Origin of the sequence: Pedobacter sp. PACM 27299 (genome assembly GCF_001412655.1) — a bacterium.
GTDB lineage: Bacteria > Bacteroidota > Bacteroidia > Sphingobacteriales > Sphingobacteriaceae > Pedobacter.
Genome location: NZ_CP012996.1, coordinates 5,530,589 through 5,555,456 on the forward strand (window position 1 = coordinate 5,530,589; position 24,868 = coordinate 5,555,456).

General features: G+C 40.7%; 19 protein-coding genes. 12 read left to right on the forward strand and 7 right to left on the reverse strand.

All coding sequences use genetic code 11. The features are described from left to right. Window positions 1–128 precede the first annotated feature (128 nt). From AQ505_RS23205 to AQ505_RS23230, 6 genes are all read left to right on the forward strand, one after another. Entirely contained in the window at window positions 129–2,036 is a 1,908-nt protein-coding gene (locus AQ505_RS23205; RefSeq protein ID WP_062550363.1) for a 7TM diverse intracellular signaling domain-containing protein, read from the forward strand. 316 nt (window positions 2,037–2,352) lie between these two features. After that, window positions 2,353–5,265 carry a SusC/RagA family TonB-linked outer membrane protein gene (locus tag AQ505_RS23210; RefSeq protein WP_062550364.1) on the forward strand — a complete coding sequence of 971 codons (2,913 nt, stop codon included), beginning with the start codon at window positions 2,353–2,355 and terminating at the stop codon, window positions 5,263–5,265. A gap of 11 nt (window positions 5,266–5,276) precedes the next feature. Next, a complete protein-coding gene (locus tag AQ505_RS23215; RefSeq protein ID WP_062550365.1) occupies window positions 5,277–6,704 on the forward strand; it encodes a RagB/SusD family nutrient uptake outer membrane protein in 1,428 nt (475 codons plus the stop codon). Window positions 6,705–6,749: 45 nt separating this feature from the next. Continuing rightward, window positions 6,750–9,050, forward strand: coding sequence for a glycoside hydrolase family 3 N-terminal domain-containing protein (locus AQ505_RS23220; RefSeq protein WP_062550366.1), 2,301 nt, complete (start codon window positions 6,750–6,752; stop codon window positions 9,048–9,050). Window positions 9,051–9,065: 15 nt separating this feature from the next. Beyond that, window positions 9,066–10,493, forward strand: coding sequence for a glycoside hydrolase family 30 protein (locus AQ505_RS23225; RefSeq protein WP_062550367.1), 1,428 nt, complete (start codon window positions 9,066–9,068; stop codon window positions 10,491–10,493). Window positions 10,494–10,677: 184 nt separating this feature from the next. After that, complete coding sequence (locus AQ505_RS23230) at window positions 10,678–11,169, forward strand: hypothetical protein (protein ID WP_062550368.1); 492 nt, start codon at window positions 10,678–10,680, stop codon at window positions 11,167–11,169. A 98-nt stretch (window positions 11,170–11,267) separates the two neighbouring features. On the opposite strand, the gene AQ505_RS23235 is transcribed toward AQ505_RS23230, so the two are convergent. Further along, window positions 11,268–11,954 (reverse strand): RluA family pseudouridine synthase, encoded by a 687-nt coding sequence (locus AQ505_RS23235; RefSeq protein ID WP_062550369.1) that lies wholly within the window; start codon window positions 11,952–11,954, stop codon window positions 11,268–11,270. 39 nt (window positions 11,955–11,993) lie between these two features. After that, window positions 11,994–12,809, reverse strand: a complete 816-nt coding sequence (panB, locus tag AQ505_RS23240) for a 3-methyl-2-oxobutanoate hydroxymethyltransferase (protein ID WP_062550370.1) — start codon at window positions 12,807–12,809, stop codon at window positions 11,994–11,996. A gap of 242 nt (window positions 12,810–13,051) precedes the next feature. Here panB and carA point away from each other — a divergent pair, with 242 nt between their 5' ends. The 6 genes from carA to AQ505_RS23270 all read left to right on the forward strand — a co-directional run bounded on the left by carA (window position 13,052) and on the right by AQ505_RS23270 (window position 19,208). Continuing rightward, window positions 13,052–14,164 (forward strand): glutamine-hydrolyzing carbamoyl-phosphate synthase small subunit, encoded by a 1,113-nt coding sequence (gene carA, locus AQ505_RS23245; protein WP_062550371.1) that lies wholly within the window; start codon window positions 13,052–13,054, stop codon window positions 14,162–14,164. 97 nt (window positions 14,165–14,261) lie between these two features. Then, window positions 14,262–15,032, forward strand: a complete 771-nt coding sequence (locus tag AQ505_RS23250) for an ABC transporter ATP-binding protein (protein WP_062550372.1) — start codon at window positions 14,262–14,264, stop codon at window positions 15,030–15,032. 7 nt (window positions 15,033–15,039) lie between these two features. After that, window positions 15,040–16,131: an ABC transporter permease gene (locus tag AQ505_RS23255; protein WP_062550373.1), complete on the forward strand. Its 1,092-nt coding sequence runs from the start codon at window positions 15,040–15,042 to the stop codon at window positions 16,129–16,131. A 323-nt stretch (window positions 16,132–16,454) separates the two neighbouring features. Then, window positions 16,455–17,138 (forward strand): aquaporin Z, encoded by a 684-nt coding sequence (aqpZ, locus tag AQ505_RS23260; RefSeq protein ID WP_062550374.1) that lies wholly within the window; start codon window positions 16,455–16,457, stop codon window positions 17,136–17,138. 162 nt (window positions 17,139–17,300) lie between these two features. Further along, window positions 17,301–18,596, forward strand: coding sequence for a phosphopyruvate hydratase (gene eno, locus AQ505_RS23265; RefSeq protein ID WP_062550375.1), 1,296 nt, complete (start codon window positions 17,301–17,303; stop codon window positions 18,594–18,596). 312 nt (window positions 18,597–18,908) lie between these two features. Next, window positions 18,909–19,208, forward strand: a complete 300-nt coding sequence (locus AQ505_RS23270) for an FtsB family cell division protein (RefSeq protein WP_062550376.1) — start codon at window positions 18,909–18,911, stop codon at window positions 19,206–19,208. Here the strand turns inward: AQ505_RS23270 and AQ505_RS23275 are convergent. The 5 genes from AQ505_RS23275 to AQ505_RS23295 all read right to left on the reverse strand — a co-directional run bounded on the left by AQ505_RS23275 (window position 19,205) and on the right by AQ505_RS23295 (window position 24,856). Further along, window positions 19,205–19,816: a trimeric intracellular cation channel family protein gene (locus AQ505_RS23275; RefSeq protein ID WP_062550377.1), complete on the reverse strand. Its 612-nt coding sequence runs from the start codon at window positions 19,814–19,816 to the stop codon at window positions 19,205–19,207. The genes AQ505_RS23270 and AQ505_RS23275 overlap by 4 nt on opposite strands. Window positions 19,817–19,828: 12 nt before the next feature. Continuing rightward, complete coding sequence (locus AQ505_RS23280) at window positions 19,829–21,913, reverse strand: hypothetical protein (protein WP_062550378.1); 2,085 nt, start codon at window positions 21,911–21,913, stop codon at window positions 19,829–19,831. A gap of 254 nt (window positions 21,914–22,167) precedes the next feature. Beyond that, window positions 22,168–22,911, reverse strand: coding sequence for a 3-oxoacyl-[acyl-carrier-protein] reductase (gene fabG, locus AQ505_RS23285; RefSeq protein ID WP_062550379.1), 744 nt, complete (start codon window positions 22,909–22,911; stop codon window positions 22,168–22,170). A 33-nt stretch (window positions 22,912–22,944) separates the two neighbouring features. Then, window positions 22,945–23,997: an agmatine deiminase family protein gene (locus AQ505_RS23290; protein WP_062550380.1), complete on the reverse strand. Its 1,053-nt coding sequence runs from the start codon at window positions 23,995–23,997 to the stop codon at window positions 22,945–22,947. Next, on the reverse strand, window positions 23,981–24,856 hold the full coding sequence (locus AQ505_RS23295; protein ID WP_062550381.1) for a carbon-nitrogen hydrolase: 876 nt from the start codon (window positions 24,854–24,856) through the stop codon (window positions 23,981–23,983). Before AQ505_RS23295 ends, AQ505_RS23290 begins: the two co-directional genes overlap by 17 nt. Between the last annotated feature and the right edge of the window lie 12 nt (window positions 24,857–24,868).

Below are 24,868 nucleotides of genomic sequence, written 5' to 3' on the forward strand. Positions count from 1 at the left end.
TTGACTATAAAATTAAATCTGATTCTTGCTAAATACCTGCCCTATTGCTAAGTACGACAGGGCCAATGTTGTGCATTAAGATTTTTAACCCGACCTTCGCGCCATTATTTAATTTGCTGTGTACCATTATGTCTTCAAAATTCTTATTTCTATATAAAGCAATTTTCCTGATTATCCTACTTTCCTTTTCTACAGGTAAAGATTTAAGGGCACAGGAAGTTGTAGAAATAAAGGACAACATAGACCAGCATATCTTTTCCTTTAAACAGATTGAGGTGCTTTCGGATACTTCCGGGAAGCTTACTTTCGACCAGATTCGAAGTAAAACCATCTCTCAGCAGTTTAAACCCAGTAAAACAAGTACCCCTCAAACCACTAAATTAAATAAGGTGTATTGGTTCAGGATCAATATTAAAAATAACAGTAAGGCAGAGAAGTACTTCTTGCTGGAATTTTTTGATCAGACATTAGACCATGTCACCGCTTATATACCCCAGGCAGATGGCAGTTATAAAGTAAAAGAATTTGGCGATCAGTTCCCTTTCTACAGCAGGAAATTGCAGCATAAAAACTTCGAATTCTATCTGGACAACGATAATAATGAGGTACAAACCTATTATTTTAAGATTCAGTCGTCACAAATTGGTGACGCTATTATTGTACTACGTTCCGTTGACTGGTTTATCTCTTACGCTTTAGATGAATACTTTTACTTTGGTATTTTCTATGGAATGATTCTCGTGTTCAGTTTTTACAACCTGATCATGTTTATCGCCATGCGGCAGAAACAATATCTATACTATGTGCTTTACAACCTGAGTGTGGGTTTCTTTGAGATGAGTACCGATGGTATTGCTTATCAGTATCTATGGCCCAATCAGCCTGTATGGAATCAGACCGCTTATGCTGTAGCCTTATATGCGGTCAGTATTTTTGCCTTACTTTTTACCCGCGAACTATTATTTGTCAAGTCTAAAGCACCGAAATTAAATCGTCTGATTTTAGGTGTGATTGCCCTACGAACGTTATGGTTTTTATACTGCCTGATATTTAACCAAAACCTATTTAGCTATAAATTTCTCGACGCCATTCCTTTGTCTGTGGCCTTTTTTACCGGTATATATATCTACCGACAAGGTTATCTCCCGGCTCGATTCTTCGTATTAGGGTATAGCTTTCTTTTTTTAGGCTTCCTGCTGAAGTTCTTCATCATGCTCCATTTTTCTTTTTTAAACTTCGGAGCCATTAGTTATTACAGCCTCAGCTTCTGCTTTATCCTGGAAATGGTATTTCTATCTTTTGCCATTGGCGATAAAGTGAGCATTCTGAGAAAGAAAAAAGACATTGTGCACCGTCAGATGATCCGTTCTATGGCGGAGAATGTGAAGCTAAAAGACACCTTAAATCAGGAGCTGGAAAGTCAGGTAGAAGAACGGACCAGAGAAGTATACCACAAATCGCTGATCATTGAGGCTAAAAACGCAGAACTGCTGGACGCCAACGACCGGCTAAAACAACAGGCGGAGGAGATTTCCAGAATGAATACTTTGCTGGAACAGGACAATCAGGAGCTGCAAACCAATGTAGAAAAGGTAACCCGAGACAGGGTAATGTCTACAGATGTAGACTTTGATGAATTCAGCAAGATCTATCCGGATAAGGAAAGCTGTAACCTATTTCTTTCTGAACTGAAATGGAAAAACGGCTACCACTGCAGGAAATGTAAGAACGACCATTATTACAGCGGACACATCGCCTATAGTAGGAGATGCAGTAAATGCGGTTATGAAGAATCCGTGACTAGCTTTACCATTTTCCACAATACCCGCATCCCAATTGTGAAGGCCTTCTATATGGTATTCCTAGTATACTCTTCTAAGGGAAAAATCTCTTCCCACAAATTATCTGAGATCCTGGGCATCCGTCAAAGCACTTGCTGGACCTACGGAGCAGGGATTAAACAGGTGATGGAAGAGCGAAAAGCTCAGCTCAAAAAAACCAGCAAAAACGGCTGGAGTCAGCTGGTTTTAGACTAAAAAAACCTTGATAATTCTCATTTTTAACGCTTCCGCAGGATACAATCCGGTGATTTGACATTTTTTTTACCTGTTTAAGACAAGGGTACTTAAGCGTATCAGATCAGGTAATGTCCTAAGTCCTCACAGTAGCGCTACACACTGTCTATCAGTACTTAAGCCTATTTTCAACCTAGGGTACTAAAGCGTATCAAAACACACGCAACAATCTAATTATCAGTTATTTAGCAAAAATAAAACGTTTCAATCACTAGGAATTAACATAAAATCAACGTTAACTTTATCACATCAAATTCATTAAACAAAAGCAAAAATTATGAGAAAAAAGTTTACTCTTTTTATCCTTAGCTTACTCTGTACCATCTCTGTGAGTATGGCCCAGGAGCTTAACGTTAAGGGAGAGGTGAAAGACGAAAAAGGTCTGCCGCTTCCAGGTGTTTCTGTTAAAATTAAAGGAACAGCTAAAGGTGCAATGACCGGCAATAATGGAAAGTATGCGTTGACTGCCCCAGGCAATGCGACGTTGGTTTTTTCCTTTATTGGTTATAAAACTATTGAACAAGCAGTGAACAGCAACACCACTGTGAACGTAAATCTATCTGAAGACAATAATGAATTAAACGAGGTAGTCGTAATTGGTTACGGTACTGCCACCAAGAAGGACCTGACCACAGCCGTGACTACGGTATCTTCTAAAGACCTGAAAAATCAGCCGATCACCAACCCTTTACAAGCAGTACAAGGTAGAGCGGCAGGTGTACAGGTTACCGCACAATCCGGTAAACCAGGTGCAGAGATTGCGATCAGCATCCGTGGAAATACTTCCATCACTGCTTCAAACAGTCCGCTATATGTAATTGACGGGGTAACTTCCAGAAATGCAGGTTTCCTAAACCCGAATGATATAGAATCTTTAACTATTTTAAAAGATGCAGCAGCAGCAGCCATTTATGGATCAAGCGGTGCGAATGGAGTGGTTTTAATCACTACTAAAAAAGGTGTTTCTGGCAAAGTGAAAGTAGAATTCAATGCTTTTACTGGTATTTCGAATTTCTGGCGCAAACAAGATGTGCTGAATGCAGATCAATACATCGATTTGATGAAAGAAATGGGCTATACTTCTTATGGCGATGGCAGCAATACGGACTGGCAAAAAGAAACTTTTGGCACAGGTAAACAAAACCAATATCAGGTATCCCTATCTGGGGGTGGCAATGGCGGCAATTTTTACCTTTCAACTGGTTACCAGCAAGACAAAGGTATTGTAGCCCCAGCACAGCTAGACCGATACACGGTTAACTTTAATGGGTCACAAGCAGCTACACCATGGTTAAAATTCACTGGAACCGCAGCTTTAACCGCAAGAAACTCTATTGATGTAGCCGACAATGCAGGTGTTGCACGTGGTGGTACCATTTTAGCGGCTTTAACTACGCCTTCAACCATTGGTATTTACAATCCGAATGGCTCTTATACGACCATTCCAAACTCTGGTGGATGGGACAATCCAATTGCCCAGGCCTACGGTGCGAAAAATAAAAGCAGAAACTTCCGTTTTATCGGATCATTCGGTGGAGAGATCAAATTCACTAAAGATTTGATTTTCAAATCAACGATCAGTACCAATGTGAATCAGAACTACTACGATTACAACCTTGATGCTTTCAAGACTACTTATGGTCGTGCAGAAGGTGGTATCTATAGAAACAATAAAACCAATGACAATGTATGGCTAAATGAAAACATTTTGACCTATACTAAAAACGTTGGTAAAAATGCATTTTCAGCAACTGGTGGTTATACCTTACAATCTTCAGATTATAACTACGTAGAATATGAAGAAAACAGGTTCTACAAGCCACAAACAGATCAGAAAAATGACAAGCCAGTTATCGTTCCTAAAGTTCCTCAAAGAGCACAATGGGCGAAGCAGTCTTACCTAACCAGAGTAACTTATGCTTACGATAGCAAATACTTATTGAGTGCAAACTTCAGAGCCGATGGTTCTTCACGATTCAGTGATGAGCAACGTTTCGGTTATTTCCCTTCTGCATCTGCGGGATGGAGAATCTCTGGGGAGAACTTCCTGAAAGACAGCAAAACCATTAATGATTTAAAAATCAGAGGTAGCTGGGGTAAAGTAGGTAACGATGAAGGAATCGGAGACTATGCCTGGATGAAATTGTATGAAGAAAATGCACAGGGTGATTATAACTTGACCAATCTAAAAAATACAGGTCTATCCTGGGAAACCACTACCCAGAGCAATATTGGTTTAGATTTAACCATGTTCAACAACAGGGTAACTTTCACGGCTGACGCTTATTTGAAAAAAACCAATGATTTATTGATCAAAGTACAATTAGCACCATCGGCAGGTTTTGCTGAGCAAGCCTATAATGTAGGTTCTATGGAAAACAAAGGGATGGAGTTTACACTATCCACTAAAAACGTAGAAAAAGAGAAATTCAGCTGGTCTACAGATATGAACATCTCTTTCAATAAAAACAAAGTAACTAGTTTAGGTACTTCTACCCCATCACTAGATTTCGGTGGTATTTCTGCCCGTACTTCAGCTGTGCGTGTGGTTCCAGGCAAACCATTGGGCAGTTTCTATGGTCTTAAATATACAGGCGTGGATCCAGCAACCGGTAAGGCAACTTATGAAGACCTAAACAACGATGGTAAAATTGATGTAAAGGATGACAGAACTTTTATCGGTTCAGCACAACCTGATTTCATCTATGGAATGACCAATAACTTCCGTTATGGTAATTTCGGACTAAACATCTTCTTCCAGGGTGTTCAGGGCAACCAGATGTTCAATGCTTCCAGAATTGATTTAGAAGGTCTTAATGACTCTAAAAACCAGTCTGCGACTGTATTAGACCGCTGGACTCCACAAAACACGAATGGAAGTATTCCAGGATCAGAAAAAGGAAAAACCGAGAACTCACTTACTTCCAGCAGATTCGTAGAAAATGCTTCCTACCTGCGTCTAAAAACCGCTACCCTGTCTTACAATTTCGGTGATGCTTTCTTAGCCCGTATGAACATGAGCAGACTTACTGTATTTGTGACTGGCTACAACATCCTAACCTTCACAAAATACAAAGGCCTGGATCCTGAAGTAAGTCAGTATGGCGCAAACGGCCCAAGTATGGGTGTGGATTATGGTACCTACCCACAAAGCAGAAGCTTCCTGTTAGGTGTAAACGTTGGATTTTAATAACAATAGACATGAGAATTAAATTATATTCAATTTTAGCAGTTGCAGCCCTGACTATCGGGCTACAAACCAGCTGTAAAAAAGATTTTTTAGATAAGAACCCATTCAACCAGAAAACGCCAGAAGAGGCTTTCGTCAACCTTGCAGGGGCTGAAAAGCTGCTTGGAGGCGCTTATGGAGGAATGTATAACAATACCCACATCTGGGATTTCATGCTCAATGGTGATGTCATTGCTGATAACGCTTATGCCGGCGGTGATAACCCTGCAATGTTCCAAATGGATGAGTTTCGCGTCAACTCTACCAATGAAGTGCTGGAAAGAGATTGGTCAGAACTGTATTCACAGATTAAAAATGCGAATGAGGTATTAGAAAATGTACCGCTTATTCAAGATCCTGAATTGGATAAAGGCAATAGAAGATCTCAAATCCTGGGGGAAGCAGCCGGAATCAGGGCTTATCTATACCTGTACCTGGTACGTTTATGGGGTCCAGTACCGATTGTACTAAAAACACCAGCCAATCAGGCAGAAATGCAGGTTCCAAGATCTAGTGTAGCAGTGGTTTATGAGCAGATCATTAAAGACCTGGAATATGCGCTTGCCAACACCAGAACGACAGCTCCTAATAAAGGAATTTTCACTAAAGGCGTAGCCAATGCATTATTGGCTAAAGTATATGCCACAAAAGCCAACCCAGACTGGGCAAAAGTAAACCAGTATGCAGATGCTGTTATTGGCGGCGGATACGCTTTATTTGGCAGCTATGATGGTTTATTTACAGGTACTAACAAGAACAATTCAGAGTCGATTTGGGAAATGCAGTTTGATGGTGGCAATGGTGCCAACAAAAGAGGTAACTGGATGCCAAGTGTGATTGTTGGTGGAGGATGGAAAAAATTCTGTACCCCAACCAACGACCTTGCTGCAGCGTTTGATGCAGAAGGTGATCAGATCCGTAAAAACTCTAGCATCAAATTCCTGAATACTACTTCGGAAGGCTGGAGCGATAGCTTCTGGCCAAAAGCACAATATCCTTACATCAATAAATACAGAAATGATGACCAGACGAATATCTATTTCCTTCGCTTGGCAGATATTATTTTGTTAAAAGCAGAAGCCCTGAATGAACAATCAGCAGGTGGCTGGGCACAAGCAAAGCCATTGGTAGATCAGATCAGAAACCGTGTGAACCTTGGTGCTACTCCAGCAGCAGATCAGGCGGCAATGCGTTTGGCAATTGAAAAAGAACGTCGTCTGGAGCTTGCTTTTGAGGGACAACGCTGGTATGACCTGGTACGCACCAATCGTGCCATCCAGGTGATGAACACACAAAAAGACGGAAATGGCGCATCGCTAGGCTACAACCTTACTGCCGACAAAATCTTATTGCCGATGTCGCAGAAAGAACAAGATAGAAATACGGCCATCAACAAATAATTTTTACCGGGAGCAATATCAATTGCTCCCTTTTTAAATACACAAATGACACTAAAAACAACCCTATCCTTATTGTTGCTTTCCAGCACTTTTGGTACGGCTATCGCTCAGAATAACAACCAGGCAAAAGCAGAAGCCTTGTTAAAAAAGATGACGATTGAAGAGAAAGTCGGACAAATGGCGCAAATTACGCTGGATGTCGTTGGAAAAGGAAAAGGACGCTATGAAAGCGATGAACCTTTCGGTTTAGACGAGAAAGAATTGCAAAGAGTATTGGTAAAATACCATGTTGGTTCTATATTGAACACTTCAAACAACAGAGCAAGAACCCCACAGGTTTGGTATAACATCATCAGCAAAATTCAAAATGTGGCGACGAAACAAACGCCAAATAAAATACCTGTAATTTATGGTGTGGATGAAATCCATGGTGCTACCTATACGGTTGGTGCAACGATGTTCCCACAGCAAATTGGTCAGGCGGCTACATTTAACCGTTCATTGGTAAAAAATGGTGCCTCGATTACTGCTTATGAAACCCGTGCAAGCTCTATTCCATGGAACTTTGCCCCACTATTAGACGTAGGCTCTGATCCCCGCTTCCCTCGTCAGTGGGAAAGTTTTGGAGAAGATCCTTACCTGATCAAAGAACTGGGTGTAGCCGCAGTAAAAGGTTACGAAGGTGAAGATGGCAAAGTATCACATCCGGAAAAAGTAGCTTCTTCGATCAAGCACTTCCTGGGTTACCAAGTATCCGTTTCAGGAAAAGACAGAACTCCTGCTTTTATTTCTGATCAAGCTTTAAGAGAGTACCATTTACCTCCTTTTAAAGCGGCAATTGATGCAGGTGCTAAAACCATTATGATCAATTCCGGAATCATTAACGGTGTTCCGGTTCATGCCAATTACCATATCCTAACGGAATTATTAAAAGAAGAATTGAACTTCAAAGGTTTAGTAGTGACCGATTGGGGTGATATTGAGAACCTTTACAAAAGAGATCGCATTGCGAAAGACGACAAAGAAGCGATTATGCTGGCTATTAACGCCGGTATCGACATGTCGATGATCGCTTATAACTATGAAACTTTCTGCGATAACCTTTTGGCTTTAGTCAAAGAAGGAAAAGTTAAAGAATCTCGCATTGATGATGCAGTAAGAAGAATCTTATGGGTAAAATATGAATTGAACCTATTTGAAAAACCAACTACAAATCCTAAAGACTACCCAAAATTTGGCAGCAAGGAATTTGAAAATGCAGCTTATCAAACCGCAGCAGAATCGATCACTTTATTGAAAAATACAGATCAGATCCTACCATTGGCGAAAGGAACAAAAATCCTGGTTGCTGGTCCGAATGCCAATTCTATGAGAACTTTAAATGGAGCATGGACTTACTCCTGGCAGGGAGAAAAAGTGGAAGAATTTGCCGCTAAATACAACACCATCCTGAAAGCTTTACAAAATAAAGCAGGAAAAGAAAATGTAACTTACTTCCCGGGGGTGAGCTATAAAATGGATGGCAAATATTATGAGGATTACGCCGATAAAATGGACGAAACTATTGCTGCGGCAAAGGATGCAGACCTGATCGTGCTATGTCTTGGAGAAAACTCTTATACAGAATCTCCAGGTAATATGAATGACTTATACTTGTCGGACTTACAAACAGAACTGGCGCAGAAATTAGCGGCAACCGGTAAAAAAGTAATCCTGGTATTGAATGAAGGCCGCCCACGTGTGATTAGCAAATTTGAAAAGAAAATGAGTGCTGTAGTGCAGACTTACCTTCCAGGTAACTTTGGTGGTGATGCGCTTGCAGATGTATTGTATGGTGTAGTTAATCCTTCAGGAAAACTGCCTTATACGTATCCACAATTCCCTAATGCCTTGTTTACCTATTACCATAAACCATCAGAAAATAAAGGCACCACAGAAGGTGTTTACAATTATGATGCGGATTATAACCCTCAATACGTGTTTGGTGCTGGTTTGAGTTATACAACCTTCAAATATGATCAATTGAAATTGAGCAGCAATACCCTTAAAAAAGGAGAAATGCTGACTGTTACGGTAAACGTAAGCAACACTGGTAAAGTAGCTGGTAAAGAAAGTGTATTACTATTTACTTCAGATTTATATGCAACCTTAATCACTCCAGATGTGAAACGTTTGAGAGGATTTGAAAAAATCGACCTAAAAGCTGGAGAAACAAAAACGGTTACTTTTAAGATTCAGCCGGAAGACCTCGCGTTCATCAATACAGAAAGCAAAGCGATCACTGAAGAAGGAGAATTTACCCTTCAGATTGCGGATCAAAAAATCAATTTTAACTACATTCCTTAATTAGCCATATTATCTATGAGATTATTAAATTTAAGCGTGATTGCTGCCCTGGCATTGAGCTCATGTGCCAGCAAAAAAGAGACACCAGTAACTACTGGCGTGGAATCATGGATCACCAGCGGCGACCGTTCTGCCCTATTGCAAAAGCAAAAAACACCTTTACATTTTTCTACAGCGATGAATAACCACCTCAATATTGTAGTAGATGAACAGCAGACTTTCCAAACTATGGATGGCTTTGGCTATACCTTAACCGGTGGTAGTGCTACCTTGATGAACGGACTTCCTGCCGCAGAGAAAAAGGCAATGTTAAAAGAGATCTTCTCTACAGATGGTAATGGTATTGGCATTAGTTACCTGCGCTTGAGCGTGGGTGCTTCAGATTTAAGTGCAGAAACCTTCACTTATAATGAAATGCCAAAAGGACAAACCGATCCGGAACTAAAAAACTTCTCTATTGCAAAAGAGATGACCGACCTGGTTCCAATGTTAAAAGAAATCATTGCCATCAATCCAAAAATCAAAATCATGGGTTCTCCATGGACGGCGCCTACCTGGATGAAAGACAATCAAGCTTACCGTGGTGGTAGTTTAAAACCGGAATATTATCAGGTTTATGCCAAATATTTCGTGAAATATATTGAGGCAATGAAAGCACAAGGTATCGTCATTGATGCGGTAACGATCCAAAACGAGCCATTACATCCGGGCAACAACCCAAGTATGTACATGACGCCGCAAGATCAGGCCAACTTCGTGAAGACTGCTTTAGGTCCGGTATTTAAAGCCGCAGGCATCAAAACTAAAATTATCATTTATGATCATAATGCGGATCGTCCGGATTATCCAATCACTATTTTAAAAGATCCGGAAGCTAACCAGTATATCGATGGTTCTGCTTTCCATTTATATGGTGGACAAATCTCTGCTTTATCACAAGTGCATGAAGCCTTCCCTAATAAAAACATCTATTTTACAGAGCAATGGGTAGGTGGCCCTGGTGATTTCGCCAAGGACTTAAAATGGCATGTTGCAACCTTAATGATTGGTGCACCAAGAAACTGGAGTAAAACCGTATTGGAATGGAACCTGGCAGCAGATCCACAGTACCGCCCATTTACACCAGATGGGGGTTGTACCAGCTGTTTAGGTGCAATTACGGTAGATGGTAAGAGCTGGAGCAAGAACATCGCCTTTTACTCTATCGGTCAGACTTCTAAATTTGTACCAACTGGTTCTGTACGTATTGCTTCAAATCAAAACGATAAAATTCAGAATGTTGCTTATAAAACACCAGCAGGACAACTAGTATTAGTGACAGTGAACAACAGTGATGAGACACAAACCTTCAACATTAAATACAATGGCCAGGTCGTAAATACTACACTTGCTGCAGGTTCTGCTGGAACTTACCTCTGGAACAGCAAGCCAAGAACTAAATAATATTTGGTCATCAGCTTATTTTTATAAGCTATACCATCATCCAATCAGTTTAGGGGGGTGCATCATTTAATTATGGTCACCCTCTTTCTGTATCTTCATGTTATGATCCATGATTCAAGTCTTTTAAAGCTTGTGTTTTTTGGCAGGCCAATTGCAGTAGAGACAGAAATCAAATCATAAAACAATGAACAAACATCTCTTATTATTTGCAGGACTAGCCGCCATGATGGCCTCTTGTACCAGTAATCAGGCAGATAAAAAATTGACGGATTCTTCTGCAATGATCGCAGTGGACACCACTTTTACCGCAACAAACGATAAGCCTGAACATTCCATCAACTGCTATCAGTATATTAAGAACAAAGATACCGCATCGATGCAGCTGCGAACCAATGGTGAGGAAATCACTGGTTTTCTGGACTACCACATCTGGGAAAAAGACGCCAATAAAGGCACGCTTTCCGGAGAAATGAAAGGGGATACCTTAATTGCAGAATATACTTTTGACTCGGAAGGTTTAAGATCTGTAAGAGAAGTTGTGTTGCTTAAAAAGGATGGTAAATTCTACGAAGGTTATGGCCCGGTTAAAGAAGACAAAGGAAAATATAGGTTTGAGAACCGTGCACAGCTGAAGTTCGACAATAACGTGGTCTTTAGCCCTAAACCTTGCAACTAGTCTTAAAAGGCTTTAAAAGGCATAAAAAACCCCAATAAGCTGATGCTCCTATAGCGCATCAGCTTATTGGGGTTTACAGCAGTAGAACTGCTTAAATATTACATATTTTCAAATTTTTCCCAAAAGCCATCCACCGGAAGCTTTGCGAAAATGTTGACCGGTTCTTTTTTTACCGGATGAACAAACTGCAGTCTGCGGGCATGGAGGCAAATGCTGCCTTTTCTACTTCCTCTTGGGTAACCATACTTATTATCCCCTACAATCGGACATCCTAACGTAGAAAGCTGTACCCTGATCTGGTGCGACCTTCCTGTTAGCGGATCTACCTCAATCAGGTAATAACCGTTCAGTTCTCCAATCAGACGATAGCTCAATTCCGCGCGCTGACTGCCGGGTACTTCAACATTATGCGGCGTTACCACATTTTTTTGTGGATTCTTTACCAACCAATGTACTAAAGTACCAGAAATCTGCGCTGGCTTGTTTCTCACCACTGCCCAATAAGTTTTCTTTACCTCTCTGTTTTTGAAAATCGCATTCATCCGCTCCAAGGCTTTGCTTGTCTTTGCAAACAAGATCACGCCACTTACCGGACGGTCTAAACGATGTACCACACCAAGGAAAGCACTATTTGGCTTATTATAAGTTTTGGCCAGGTACTTTTTTACCTTTTCATCCAGGGGCTCATCCCCTGTTTCATCCACCTGTACAATATCACCTGCGCGTTTACTAATCGCAATCAGGTGGTTGTCTTCATAAAGTATATCTTTTGCTGTTATTGGCATCTGTAGGTCTGGAGCTGATTAAAGCCCTGCTTATAAAACTTAATACTGCTCTTTTTCGTTCGGGAAATCACTTGATTTCACATCTTTAATATAAGACTGTGCGGCATTTAAAATACCATCGTAAAGGTTTACATATTGGCGTAAGAAACGAGGTTTGAACCCTTTTGTTAAACCAATCATATCATTTACCACCAATACTTGTCCGTCGCAATCCGTTCCTGCACCAATTCCTATTGTAGGGATAATTAAAGATTCTGATACTTCTTTACCCAATTTCGCAGGAATTTTTTCCAGTACTACGGCAAAACATCCCGCTTCCTGAAGCGCAAGCGCATCCGTTTTCAATTTCAAAGCTTCCGCTTCATCTTTCGCCCTTACCGTGTAAGTACCGAACTTATATATAGACTGAGGAGTTAAACCCAAATGCCCCATCACAGGAATTCCTGCAGTAATGATTCTTTGTACAGATTCTACGATTTCCGTTCCTCCTTCCAGTTTCACCGCATGAGCACCGGATTCTTTCATAATTCTGATGGCAGAAACTAGTGCTTCTTTGGAATTGCCCTGGTAAGATCCAAAAGGAAGATCTACTACTACTAAAGCACGAGAAGCACCTCTCACCACCGATTGCGCGTGATAGATCATCTGATCTAAGGTAATCGGCAAGGTAGTTTCATGACCTGCCATTACGTTGGAAGCTGAATCTCCAACCAATAAAACATCTAAACCAGCATCATCAAGGATGGTTGCCATCGAGTAGTCGTAAGCAGTTAACATCGCAATCTTTTCACCATTTTGCTTCATTGCTTGCAAAATATGGGTCGTGATCCGTTTTACTTCTTTATTTACAGACATCTTTTTTATATTTTAGTTTGGGCAAAATTACTTTTTACATCCGAAATAAAGCGAGTTTAATTGCTTTTGTGACAGAATGTGAAAAAAATCCTTGATTTAAAACCTCAAAAATGTATCTTTGTATCCCGAAATGAAGGGGTTACTTAACAGCACATTTGTTAACTACAGAAGTGATATCAAAATCACGCATGATCCATCGTTTTTCTCTTTTTTCACCATAATTTCTCATTTTTATACACACAATGACTAACTACACCAAGTTACCTGCAATCTTGTTATTGGCTGATGGCACCGTTTACTACGGAAAAGCTGCGGGAAAAATCGGCACAACGACCGGAGAAATCTGTTTCAATACAGGAATGACTGGATATCAGGAAATTTTTACTGATCCTTCTTACTTCGGACAGATCATGGTTACCACCAATGCACATATTGGGAATTATGGAATCCACAGAGAAGAAATTGAGTCTGACAGCATCAAAATCGCAGGTTTGGTTTGTAAAAACTACAACATCGGATTTAGCCGCAAAGAAGCATCAGAATCTATTCAGGACTATTTCCAGAATGAAAACATTGTAGGAATTTCAGATATTGACACTCGTGCTTTGGTACGTCACATCAGAAATAAAGGAGCAATGAACGGCATCATCTCTTCAGAGATCACTGACCTTGAAGAATTGAAAGCTAAATTAGCAGCAGTTCCATCTATGGACGGTCTGGAATTGTCTTCTCAGGTATCTACAAAAGAACCTTATTTCTATGGCAACCCAGATGCAACCTATAAAATTGCAGCACTAGACCTTGGAATTAAAAAGAATATCCTTCGCAACTTTGATGAAAGAGACATTTTTATTCAAGTATTCCCAGCTAAAACCAGCTTTGAAGAAATGAATAAATGGGGTGCAGACGGATACTTTATCTCTAATGGCCCAGGTGATCCATCGGCAATGCCTTATGCAATTGAAACTGTAAAAGAAATTCTTGCGGCCGATAAACCATTGTTCGGAATCTGCTTAGGTCACCAGTTATTAGCAGAAGCTAATGGTATTGGTACCATGAAAATGTTTAACGGACACAGAGGATTGAACCACCCAGTTAAAAATATCATCAAAAACCACTGTGAAGTAACTTCTCAGAACCATGGTTTCGGTGTAATTGCTGAAGAGGTGAAAAAATCTGATAAAGTTGAGATTACCCACTTGAACCTGAATGATCAAAGTATCGAAGGTATTCGTGTGAAGGGTAAGAAAGCATTCTCTGTACAATATCACCCGGAGTCTTCTCCAGGTCCACATGACTCTCGTTACTTATTTGATGATTTCATTGATATGATCAAAGGCGAATTGGCCTGGTAACTAGAGGAATTCTCTTCAAAACATCATTTTACCGTTATATTCGAAGGTTTAGTAGGATTAGGTTTTCTATTCTTCTAAACCTTCTTACATTTATAGTATGGACAACACCAATGCCATCATTAGTGTAAAGAACCTCGTAAAAAAATACGATGACTTTACCGCAGTACAAGGCATCAGCTTTGATGTGTATGAAAACGAAATCTTTGGACTATTAGGTCCGAATGGAGCCGGAAAAACGACCACTTTAGAAATCATAGAAACCCTTCGCGAGAAAACTTCAGGAGAGATCCTGGTAGATGGTTATGATGTCGATAAAGAAGCCAGTAAGATCAAAAGAATCATTGGTGTACAGTTACAGGCTGCCGGATACTACCCGAACCTAAACCTGGTAGAATTGATGGAGCTATTTTCCGGACTATATGGTGTAGACATCAATCCGATGGAAATGCTGGAAAAGGTGAATCTTCAAGACAAGGCAAAAGCCAAATATAAAGCGCTTTCCGGTGGACAAAAACAACGTTTTTCCATTGCTACCACCTTAATTAATGCCCCAAAAATCATCTTCCTGGACGAGCCAACCACTGGTTTGGATCCACAGGCCAGACGTAACCTTTGGGACCTGATCATTGAGATCAGAAAAAATGGCACTACCGTAGTCATCACCACCCATTATATGGATGAAGCAGAGCAATTGTGCGACCGTGTTGCCTTTGTAGAACGTGGAGAAATCATTGCATTAGACACGCCAGACAACCTGATAGACCAGTTGATCAATACTGGTTTTGAAAGAAAAAAAGAAGTTAAGAAAGCCAATCTGGAAGATGTTTTCATCCAACTAACCGGCAAAGAATGGCGTGAAGACAATTAATAAGAACATGAGCAAACCTTACAATCATACTAAAGCTACCATGGCACTTGCGAAAGCAAGTTTCCGTTCGATCATGCGTAGCCCATCAGCGGTAGTATTTACGCTGGCATTCCCATTGGTTTTTATCCTGGTATTTGGATTTCTTGGCAAAGGGGGCATAAAAGTAGACCTGGCCATTGCACCAGGTTCTGACCTACACAATCCCATCATTGTGGCACTGGAAGAAAATCCAGTAGTGCACCTGATCAGGGATAAAGATGCCGCAGAAATTAAAACAGATCTGGAGAAGGGCAGCATTGATGGCCTCATTCATGTAGAAAAAAATGCAGCGGAGAAACCTGCTTATAAAGCCAAGGTAGAATATACCTCTGCTTCGATAGATAAAGGAAATGTCCTGAAATCAGTGATTCATAACCTGATGTACAACTTAAATTCCAAAGATATGATGCCAACCGTGGCGGAATTGAACGAGAGCACTGTACAGGGCCGTATTTACCGCACCATCGACTTTATTCTACCCGGACAGCTTGGCTTCTCTTTATTGAGTACAGGTGTATTCGGAACTGCATTTGTATTTTTCAATTTACGTCAGACTCTGGTGATCAAACGTTTTTTCGCCACACCGGTGAGAAAATCAAGCATTGTTTTCGGTGAAGGAATTGCCAGAATCGGATTCGCTTTATTGGGTGCTGTATTTATTATCATGATTGGCCATTTCTTTTTCCATTTTACCCTGGTCCATGGCGCAATTACCGTCATCAATATGTTAATCCTGGCCATCATCGGCCTGATTGTATTTATGGGTTTTGGATTCGTCGTCTCTGGAATTGCTAAAAGTGAGAGTACCATCCCTCCTATTTCCAATATCATCACCTTACCGCAATTCTTATTGTCGGGCACATTCTTCTCTATTGACGCTTTTCCTGAATGGTTGCAGCCCATCAGCAGAGCATTACCGCTGACTTATTTAAACGATGCCATGAGAAAAGTTGCTTTTGAAGGTGCAGGATTATGGGATGTAAAACACCAGATTCTGATCATGATTGTATGGGGCATTGGGATTTATGCCGTAGCCGTCAAGGTATTTAAATGGGAATAATCAACTTTTACAAGTTGATTTCAGATTTTCAAATCTTCTCAAAATAAAACATACTCAGCGTTCTTTCGAAAGGAAGAACGCTTTTTTCTGAGTAAACCTGTCGGAGCAAGGCAAAAACATACTATAATTTCAGGCTGAATCTTCTTCAATCCATTGCCAAACTGAGCTCAAAAAATTAAAAAAAGGGCCTTAGAATAATGAAAAACCAACACCACAGTCCACTGGCCCTCAGCCTTATACCACTAAAATATCACATTAGGAATATTAAAAACATGTTAGTAAATTCCAGTATAAATTAACGAACAACAAAAACCTTTAGAAAAATGAAAAAACTAGCTGCAGAATTTATTGGAACCTTTTGGTTGGTTCTTGGCGGTTGCGGAAGCGCCGTACTGGCCTGCAATTTTCCTGGCGCCGGCATCGGCTTCCTGGGCGTTGCGCTCGCTTTTGGCTTAACGGTAGTGACCATGGCCTATGCTGTTGGACACATTTCCGGCGCGCATTTTAATCCAGCAGTTACTGTTGGATTATGGATGGGCGGCCGCTTTGATGGCAAAGACCTGGCCCCATATATTATTTCCCAGGTTTTAGGAGGTATTTTAGCCGCTGCTGTGCTTTATGTGATCGCCACTGGCAATGGCAGCGAAATCGGAAGTTTTGCAACCAACGGCTACGGAGAACATTCTCCCGGCAAGTACAGCATGGTTGCGGCACTGGTTTGCGAAGTAGTCATGACCTTTATCTTTTTACTGGTTATTCTGGGTGCTACAGACGACAGGGCTCCTAAAGGATTTGCCGGCTTAGCTATTGGATTGAGCTTAACGCTGATCCATTTAATCAGCATTCCAGTAACCAATACTTCTGTAAATCCCGCTAGAAGCACCAGTCAGGCGTTATTTGTAGGTGGAGAAGCAATGGGTCAATTGTGGTTGTTTTGGGTAGCCCCTATTGCTGGTGCAATACTCGCCGGATTGGTCTATAAAGCTATTTTTGCCTCAAAACCATAGCTAGTCCATTTTTTAAGTCGCTATAAACTAATTATATAACATTTTAAAAGCCGTAATTAAATTAATTACGGCTTTTTTGTGTTTAATTTTTAACTTTGGATATCGCCATAGTAATTGTAAGATTTACACTAAGGCTGACTAACAAAATAAAATCCAATAAAAATGAGTTTAATAATTGATGTTCATGCCAGACAAATCCTCGATTCAAGAGGGAACCCTACTATTGAAGTAGATGTAATGACCGAAAATGGCGTCCTTGGTCGTGCTGCAGTACCTTCTGGTGCTTCAACAGGTATGCATGAAGCGGTAGAGCTTCGTGATAACGACAAGTCTGTGTACTTGGGTAAAGGTGTTTTAAAAGCCGTTGCCAATGTAAATGATAAAATCGCTGATGAATTAAGAGGTGTTGATGTATTTGAACAAAATGCAATTGACAACTTAATGATCAAACTTGACGGAACAGACAACAAAGCAAACTTAGGCGCAAATGCGATTTTAGGTGTTTCTTTAGCGGTTGCTAAAGCAGCAGCTCAAGAGAGCCGTCAGCCTTTATACCGTTATATCGGTGGTGTGAATGCAAACATTTTACCTATCCCGATGATGAACATCGTGAATGGTGGTTCTCACTCTGATGCGCCTATCGCGTTCCAGGAATTCATGATCATGCCAGTAGGCGCATCATCTTTCTCTGAAGCATTAAGATGGGGAACAGAAGTTTTCCATAACTTAAAAGCAATCTTACATAGCCGTGGTCTTTCTACTGCTGTAGGTGATGAAGGTGGTTTTGCACCAACATTCGACAGTACAGAAGATGCAGTTGAAACGATCATTCAGGCAATTGAAAAAGCAGGTTACAAAGCAGGAGAGCAAATCTTCTTAGCATTTGACTGTGCTGCTTCTGAGTTCTTCGTGAACGGTAAATACGACTATACTAAATTTGAAGGTGAAAAAGGTGCGATCCGTACAAGTGCTGAGCAAGCAGAATACCTTGCACAGTTAACGGAAAAATACCCAATTATCTCTATTGAAGATGGTATGGATGAGAATGACTGGGATGGGTGGAAAATGTTAACAGACAGAGTTGGCGATAAGGTTCAGTTGGTTGGTGATGATTTATTCGTTACGAATGTAACTCGTTTACAAGACGGTATTGACAAGAAAACTGCAAACTCTATCTTAGTAAAAGTAAACCAAATCGGTACTTTAACAGAGACGATCAATGCAGTTAGCCTGGCACAAACCAATGGTTATACTTCTGTAATGTCTCATAGAAGTGGAGAAACTGAAGATACTACGATTGCAGATTTAGCCGTAGCTTTAAACTGTGGTCAGATCAAAACAGGTTCTGCTTCACGTTCAGACAGGATTGCAAAATACAACCAATTGTTACGTATTGAGGAAGAACTAGGTTCTGCAGCACGTTTCATTGGTAAAGACTTCAAATATTTCAAAAAATAGTTTAACGGAATCCTTAGCCTTAGGGCTGAATTATATTAAATTATTCAGGCAGGATTGCTTAACAAAATAAAGTCTTTTTCGTCCCCAAATCTTTAGAAGAAAAGATTTACAAGTACTCAAATGACATTTATTTTGTACGTATGTAAAAAACCTGCAAATCATACAAAGAGAACATCCGGAGCGTTAAACCTTCGGATGTTTTTTTGTTTTTAAGTATGCCGGTTTTTGTTTTTAAGGGTTTATCACATTCTTATACACATTGTGTTCATATTTTCATAGGTTTGTACTTTCATATCTTTATATCTTTGTATCATGGAACGTTTGCTGGAACTTATACGTAATAAATACTTCCTGTCTGTGGCGGCCTTCATCGTATGGATGTTGTTTTTCGACAGGAATGACATGGTATCTCAATACGAATTCCGTTCTGAGGTGCACAAACTTCAGGAAGAAAAGGATTTCTATGAAAAGGAAACTGCGCAGGTTAAGAAAGATCTGAGCGAGTTGAGCACCAATCTAAACATGGCGGAGAAATTTGCACGTGAGAAATACTTCATGAAGAAAGACAATGAGGATGTTTTTGTGATTGTAAACGAAGCGCCTAAAAACTAATACCCGAATTTAGGAAGTGTGAGTCTATATTTGACCACTACCACTCTAAATATAAAGATAAAGGCTATCACGGAGATATTGGCCATATCATCTTCCATTTTAAAATGCTTGAGTCCAAAATAGAGAGAGCCACCCAAAATACAGGCAGTGGCGTAGATCTCCTTTCGGAAAATCAATGGGATCGTATTTAAGAACGTATCTCTAATCACCCCACCGAAACATCCGGTAATTGTCCCTAATGCGATACAGATCCCTGGGCTCAGTCCAAATGCAATCCCTTTTTGAATACCCAGCATAGTAAATAAGCCTAGTCCGAGGGAGTCAAACAGGAACAGTGTAATTTTAAATTTTCTGATGTGCGTTTTAAAGAAAATAGTGGCCAGTGAGGTGAACAGAATCAGCAGACAATAGTTGATATCTCTCATCCAGGCTACCGGCGTATCACCGAGCAGCATATCCCTTACCGTACCACCTCCAATGGAAGTCACAAATGCGATGATCAGCACGCCAAAAGGATCGAGTCTTCGCTGCATAGCCGCAAAAGAGCCCGAGATCGCAAAGGCAACCGTACCCAATACTTCAATGGTTTCCATTGTACCAATCTGCATATCCTGTGGAAATTAAATTTCTCCGTTTCTCTTTCTGAAAAACCACTCCAAGCTAAGCAATAAGATGATCATCGCAAACAACCATTTAAAATTTATCAGCGCTTCATATTTCAGGTCTTCATAACTCAGCGTTTTAATGTTTTCATTCTTTTCAATATCCTGTTTGATTTTGAGAAGATCTGAAGGCATATATAGCTTGCCATTGGTCTGAATTGCCATACTATTCAGCAATTGGTGGTTGGCAATCGTTTGCTGATATTCCGCAATCATGGCATTCACATAGAAAGCACCCTGAACCTGGTATTTTTTGTCCCCCAATGTAGTGCTTGCTGCAAACGTATAATTCCCGGCAGGTAACATCCCCGCATCCAGCTGATAAGTGGCCGCTGTTCTTGAAAAAAGAAAGTTAAACACCTTTCCCTCTTCATTTTTCAACTGCAGACTCACATCTGGTGTATTTACTGCCACATAGCTATCATTATACAGCAGGGCATTGATCAATACCTGCTCATTTTCCTCGAAAATATTTTTTGAAGGATAGACCTTGAACTTACGCTTGTCGTCTTTCACCGCCAGATATTGCACCGTTTTAGCAATCAAATCATTCAATACCGGATGAGTCAGGCCATCTTTTGCTTCGGATAATTTCCAGCGCCATAGCCCTTCCCCTATCAGGTAACCGGCTTTACTCCCGTTGTCATTTACGAAAAACAATTGTGGCGCATCTGTTTTAATCTTTCCTATGCGCTGTTTCAAAGCTACAAAGGCAGTCCCATTGACTATCACTTTTCCAAAGGGAGCCAGTAATGGATCAAAATTATGGATTACCTTGACCGTAGCGGCATCCATATTGAAAGTCGTAAAATCTGTATTTACAGTAGAAAAAGCTTCCTGAATTGCGCTGTTTGCCTCATTAATGCTGACTAGTTTTTGCAGCGCATTAAAGCGGTTAATGTCGGATTGTGCCCCAACAATATACCAGGAAGGTACATTACTTTGCTGCAATTTTCCCATAAAGGCAGCCCCTGTCCGCTGTACATCTGGCAATTGATATAAGATCAATAAACCATAATCATTCGGATTCAGTACGTTTAGATCCTCCCCTACAACCACTTTTATCTCGTAATTTTTATTGGCACTGAGTGCCTGTCTGATCACGGTGAGATCTGGATGCACCCCGCCAGCCGCAATCAATACCTTCTGACGTGCATCAATCACTTCTATAAAAATCTGTTGGGTATTGTTTTTCTCTGATACCTCGTTGGCCAATGGGCTCAGCTGCACGGTATATTTTTGCAGACCCAATTTATTGGCCTTCAGTTTTACAGGAATCGCAGCGGCAAAAGCATTGCTGTTGATCGCCACCGGCTGCTCAGCTACTTGTTTCCCATTTTCAAATACTTTCAATTTTGCCAGCTCGCCCTTACTTTCAAAAGCCTCAACCTGCACTTCTATCGTAAAGTCATTGTTAAGATAAACCAGGTTATTATGATTTACATTAGCTATTCTCAGGTCCCGCTTGGGAATCGTATCGCCCAAAGCAATGGTATATACTGGCGCCTTTAGTTTGTTTAAATCATATAACGGACTCCCACCACGGTTAAAGATGCCATCTGAGGCCATAATTACCGCCCCGACGTTCCTGTTCAAGTACTCATCATTTAAGCGGTTAAACAACGCCGTAGCGTTACTCAGCTTGCCTTTATTACCAAAATCAAAGCCTTTTTTTATACTATCACTAAAATGATAAACTTTTACCTCATAATTTCCTGAAAGCTGATCCCTTAATTTTTGTAAATCCGCTTCATACTGCCTTTTGTTAAAACCGGCAGGCACGACATGGCCTACGGAAAGCGAATTGTCCTGCGCAATAATGATCAATGGTTTCTCCAGCTGATAACTTATTCGCTTCATCAATGGCAAAAACAGCAGGGCGCAGATTACCGCAACCACAACCGCTCTTAACGAAGCCAGAAACCATCGCAACCTGGGATTCAAATGCGCAGTTTTACGATAAGCGACATAAGCAAACAGCAGTCCTAATAAGAGACAAGCAATCAAAGTCAGTACCGTATAAAAATTAAAGGAATTGCTCATAAGTATAGGGCTAAGATGCTAAATTTTAAAAAATAAAATCAAATTATTTCTATAAAACCAGCAAAAGAAAGAATGGTAAAATAGCTGGAGCCTCCTAATACAAAATCAACGCCATTCGGTTTTTTACGCATAAAAAAGGAGTATCTGTGTGAAGGCCTAGGAAATTTTGCCCCTTCAGGCAAAAGGTTCCAGCCAGAACACAGATACTCCTTTTTAAAATTCTTTAAACGCTAAAAACTCCTTAATAAATAGTTTTATAACATTCCTCCGCAAACCGACAATACCTGTCCTGTCACGTAAGCACTCATATCAGAAGCTAAAAACACGCAAACATTTGCAACATCTTCCGGTTCTCCTGCTCTTTTCAAAGGAATTCCTTCTTCCCATCCTTTTACTACTTTCGGGTCTAATACATCCGTCATTTCTGTACGGATAAAACCTGGTGCAACCACATTCGTACGAATGTTACGTGAGCCCAATTCTTTCGCTAAAGATTTAGAAAAACCGATGATACCAGCTTTAGAAGCCGCATAATTCGCTTGTCCGGCATTTCCTTGAACACCTACTACAGAGCTCATATTGATGATAGAACCTTTACGGGCTTTCATCATCACTTTAGAAGCAGCTTTAGAAATGTTAAACACAGATTTGAGGTTCACATTGATCACATCATCCCAGTTTTCTTCGCTCATGCGCATTAGTAAACCGTCTTTAGTAATCCCTGCGTTATTCACTACAATATCTAAAGCACCAAAATCGGCAACAATATCATTGATCAATTGATCTGCTTCAGCAAATTTCGAAGCATCTGAGCGGTAGCCTTTCACTTTGGTACCGAAGCTTTGCAGCTCTTGCTCTAATGCTTCACCCTTTTCTACGGAAGACAGGTAAGTAAAAGCAACGTTTGCACCTTGCTCCGCAAATTTCTCCGCAATCTTACGGCCGATTCCTTTTGAAGCACCGGTGATCAATGCTGTTTTTCCTTCTAATAATTTCATTATAAATATGTTTGGTTAATATGATTGTAACAATTAAACTGCCGGCTCCTGCTGACTTAAGCAATGGAAACTTCCCAATCCCCAGATAATATCTGTAGAATCAATGCCTACTACCTTTCTATCCAGGAAAACCTCTTGAATGATTTTCAGTGCTTTTTCATCGTTCACATCCCTGAAAGTAGGAACGATCACTGCTGCATTGGCAATATAGAAATTTGCGTAAGAAGCTGGCAAGCGCGTATCCTCATGGATTACTGGCGAAGGCATTGGCAATTTCACAATATTCAAAGGCCTGCCGTCCAATAAGCGCATTTCTTTCAATGCTTTCAGGTTTTCCTGTAAAAGAATATAGTTTTCATCCAATGGATTGCTTTCCACTACCGTTAATACGGTATCTTCATTTACAAAACGGGTGATGTCGTCGATATGACCATCTGTATCATCACCAACAATACCATCACCTAGCCAAAGGATTTGCTCAGCACCATAGAACTCCAATAAATATTGTTCTATCTGTTCCTTTGTCAAATGGGGGTTTCTGTTTTCATTTAACAGGCAAGCGGTGGTGGTTAAAATTGTTCCTGCACCATTAAATTCTACCGAACCACCTTCCATTACAATTTCAGGAAGGTATAGCGGCAAGTCAAAATGCTGGGCAATTTTGGTTGGGATTACGTCATCCAGATCGTATGGTGGATATTTACCACCCCAGGCATTATAACCCCAATCTACAACTGCTTTTTGATCTTTTCCTGCGTTCAATAAAAATGCCGGACCGTGGTCTCTGCACCAGGCATCATTGGTTGGGTTCATAAAAAACTCCACCTGACTTAAATCAGCACCAACTTTTTCCAGTTCTGCAGTGGCAAAAGCTTTAGTTTCTTCATCGTTGATGTTGATTCTTACCTTTTCGCCTGTGGCTACAATTTTGATGAACTCGCAGTAAGGGCCATAAATTGTGTCCAGTTTCCCTGGCCAGGAGGCTTCTTTATGTGGCCAGCTCAGCCATGTTGCTTCGTGTTTTGCCCATTCGGCAGGGAAGCTGTATCCTGCTTTTTTGGGACTATCATTAAATAGATTCGTCATCTATATATCTTTTGGTGATTTGTGAATAACTATCGATACGTCTGTCGCGTAAAAACGGCCAGTGCGTCCTGTAGCTGTCAGATTTTGACAAGTCCAGTTCTACTACTTTCAATTCTTCTTTGCTATGGTCTGCCTGATACAATAACGTTCCGAAAGGATTGGAAACGAATGATCCTCCCCAGAAAGCAACGCCAGCTTCTTCTCCTACGCGGTTGATGCTCACTACAGGAACACCGTTTGCGATCGCATGAGAGCGCTGAATCATTTGCCATGCATTGTATTGTTCTACATTGGTGGCTTCATCCTGAGTAGTTGCCCATCCAATTGCCGTAGGATACACCAAAAAGTCTGCACCCATTAATGCGGTTAAGCGGGCAGCTTCCGGATACCACTGATCCCAGCAGATCAATACCCCAATTTTAGCGAATTTAGTTTTGAATACTTTATAGCCTAAATCACCAGGGGTGAAATAGAACTTCTCATAAAATCCTGGATCATCAGGGATGTGCATTTTACGATATTTACCCAGATAGGCACCATCAGCATCTAATACGGCTGTGGTATTGTGGTAAAGGCCTTCTGCTCTTTTCTCGAATAAAGAAGCTACGATCACTACGTTCAGCTCTGCAGCAACTTTCGACAGCACATCTGTTGATGGGCCTGGAATTGACTCTGCGAGTTTAAAGTTTTCATAATTCTCTTCATCGCAGAAATACAATGAAGTAAATAATTCCTGCAGACACACGACCTGTGCGCCCATAGCGGCGATTTCTCTGATCTTAACGATCGCCTTATCTAGATTATCTTGTTTATTACCGGTACAACTCATCTGCACCAATCCAACCTGTACTTTAGCCATTCTATGAAATTT

Excerpts from the sequence above, each read along its gene's own strand:
- AQ505_RS23205 (WP_062550363.1), top strand. The coding sequence starts at position 129 with ATGTCTTCAAAATTCTTATTTCTATATAAAGCAATTTTCCTGATTATC.
- AQ505_RS23210 (WP_062550364.1), top strand. The coding sequence starts at position 2,353 with ATGAGAAAAAAGTTTACTCTTTTTATCCTTAGCTTACTCTGTACCATC.
- AQ505_RS23215 (WP_062550365.1), top strand. The coding sequence starts at position 5,277 with ATGAGAATTAAATTATATTCAATTTTAGCAGTTGCAGCCCTGACTATC.
- AQ505_RS23220 (WP_062550366.1), top strand. The coding sequence starts at position 6,750 with ATGACACTAAAAACAACCCTATCCTTATTGTTGCTTTCCAGCACTTTT.
- AQ505_RS23225 (WP_062550367.1), top strand. The coding sequence starts at position 9,066 with ATGAGATTATTAAATTTAAGCGTGATTGCTGCCCTGGCATTGAGCTCA.
- AQ505_RS23230 (WP_062550368.1), top strand. The coding sequence starts at position 10,678 with ATGAACAAACATCTCTTATTATTTGCAGGACTAGCCGCCATGATGGCC.
- AQ505_RS23235 (WP_062550369.1), bottom strand. The coding sequence starts at position 11,954 with ATGCCAATAACAGCAAAAGATATACTTTATGAAGACAACCACCTGATT.
- panB (WP_062550370.1), bottom strand. The coding sequence starts at position 12,809 with ATGTCTGTAAATAAAGAAGTAAAACGGATCACGACCCATATTTTGCAA.
- carA (WP_062550371.1), top strand. The coding sequence starts at position 13,052 with ATGACTAACTACACCAAGTTACCTGCAATCTTGTTATTGGCTGATGGC.
- AQ505_RS23250 (WP_062550372.1), top strand. The coding sequence starts at position 14,262 with ATGGACAACACCAATGCCATCATTAGTGTAAAGAACCTCGTAAAAAAA.
- AQ505_RS23255 (WP_062550373.1), top strand. The coding sequence starts at position 15,040 with ATGAGCAAACCTTACAATCATACTAAAGCTACCATGGCACTTGCGAAA.
- aqpZ (WP_062550374.1), top strand. The coding sequence starts at position 16,455 with ATGAAAAAACTAGCTGCAGAATTTATTGGAACCTTTTGGTTGGTTCTT.
- eno (WP_062550375.1), top strand. The coding sequence starts at position 17,301 with ATGAGTTTAATAATTGATGTTCATGCCAGACAAATCCTCGATTCAAGA.
- AQ505_RS23270 (WP_062550376.1), top strand. The coding sequence starts at position 18,909 with ATGGAACGTTTGCTGGAACTTATACGTAATAAATACTTCCTGTCTGTG.
- AQ505_RS23275 (WP_062550377.1), bottom strand. The coding sequence starts at position 19,816 with ATGCAGATTGGTACAATGGAAACCATTGAAGTATTGGGTACGGTTGCC.
- AQ505_RS23280 (WP_062550378.1), bottom strand. The coding sequence starts at position 21,913 with ATGAGCAATTCCTTTAATTTTTATACGGTACTGACTTTGATTGCTTGT.
- fabG (WP_062550379.1), bottom strand. The coding sequence starts at position 22,911 with ATGAAATTATTAGAAGGAAAAACAGCATTGATCACCGGTGCTTCAAAA.
- AQ505_RS23290 (WP_062550380.1), bottom strand. The coding sequence starts at position 23,997 with ATGACGAATCTATTTAATGATAGTCCCAAAAAAGCAGGATACAGCTTC.
- AQ505_RS23295 (WP_062550381.1), bottom strand. The coding sequence starts at position 24,856 with ATGGCTAAAGTACAGGTTGGATTGGTGCAGATGAGTTGTACCGGTAAT.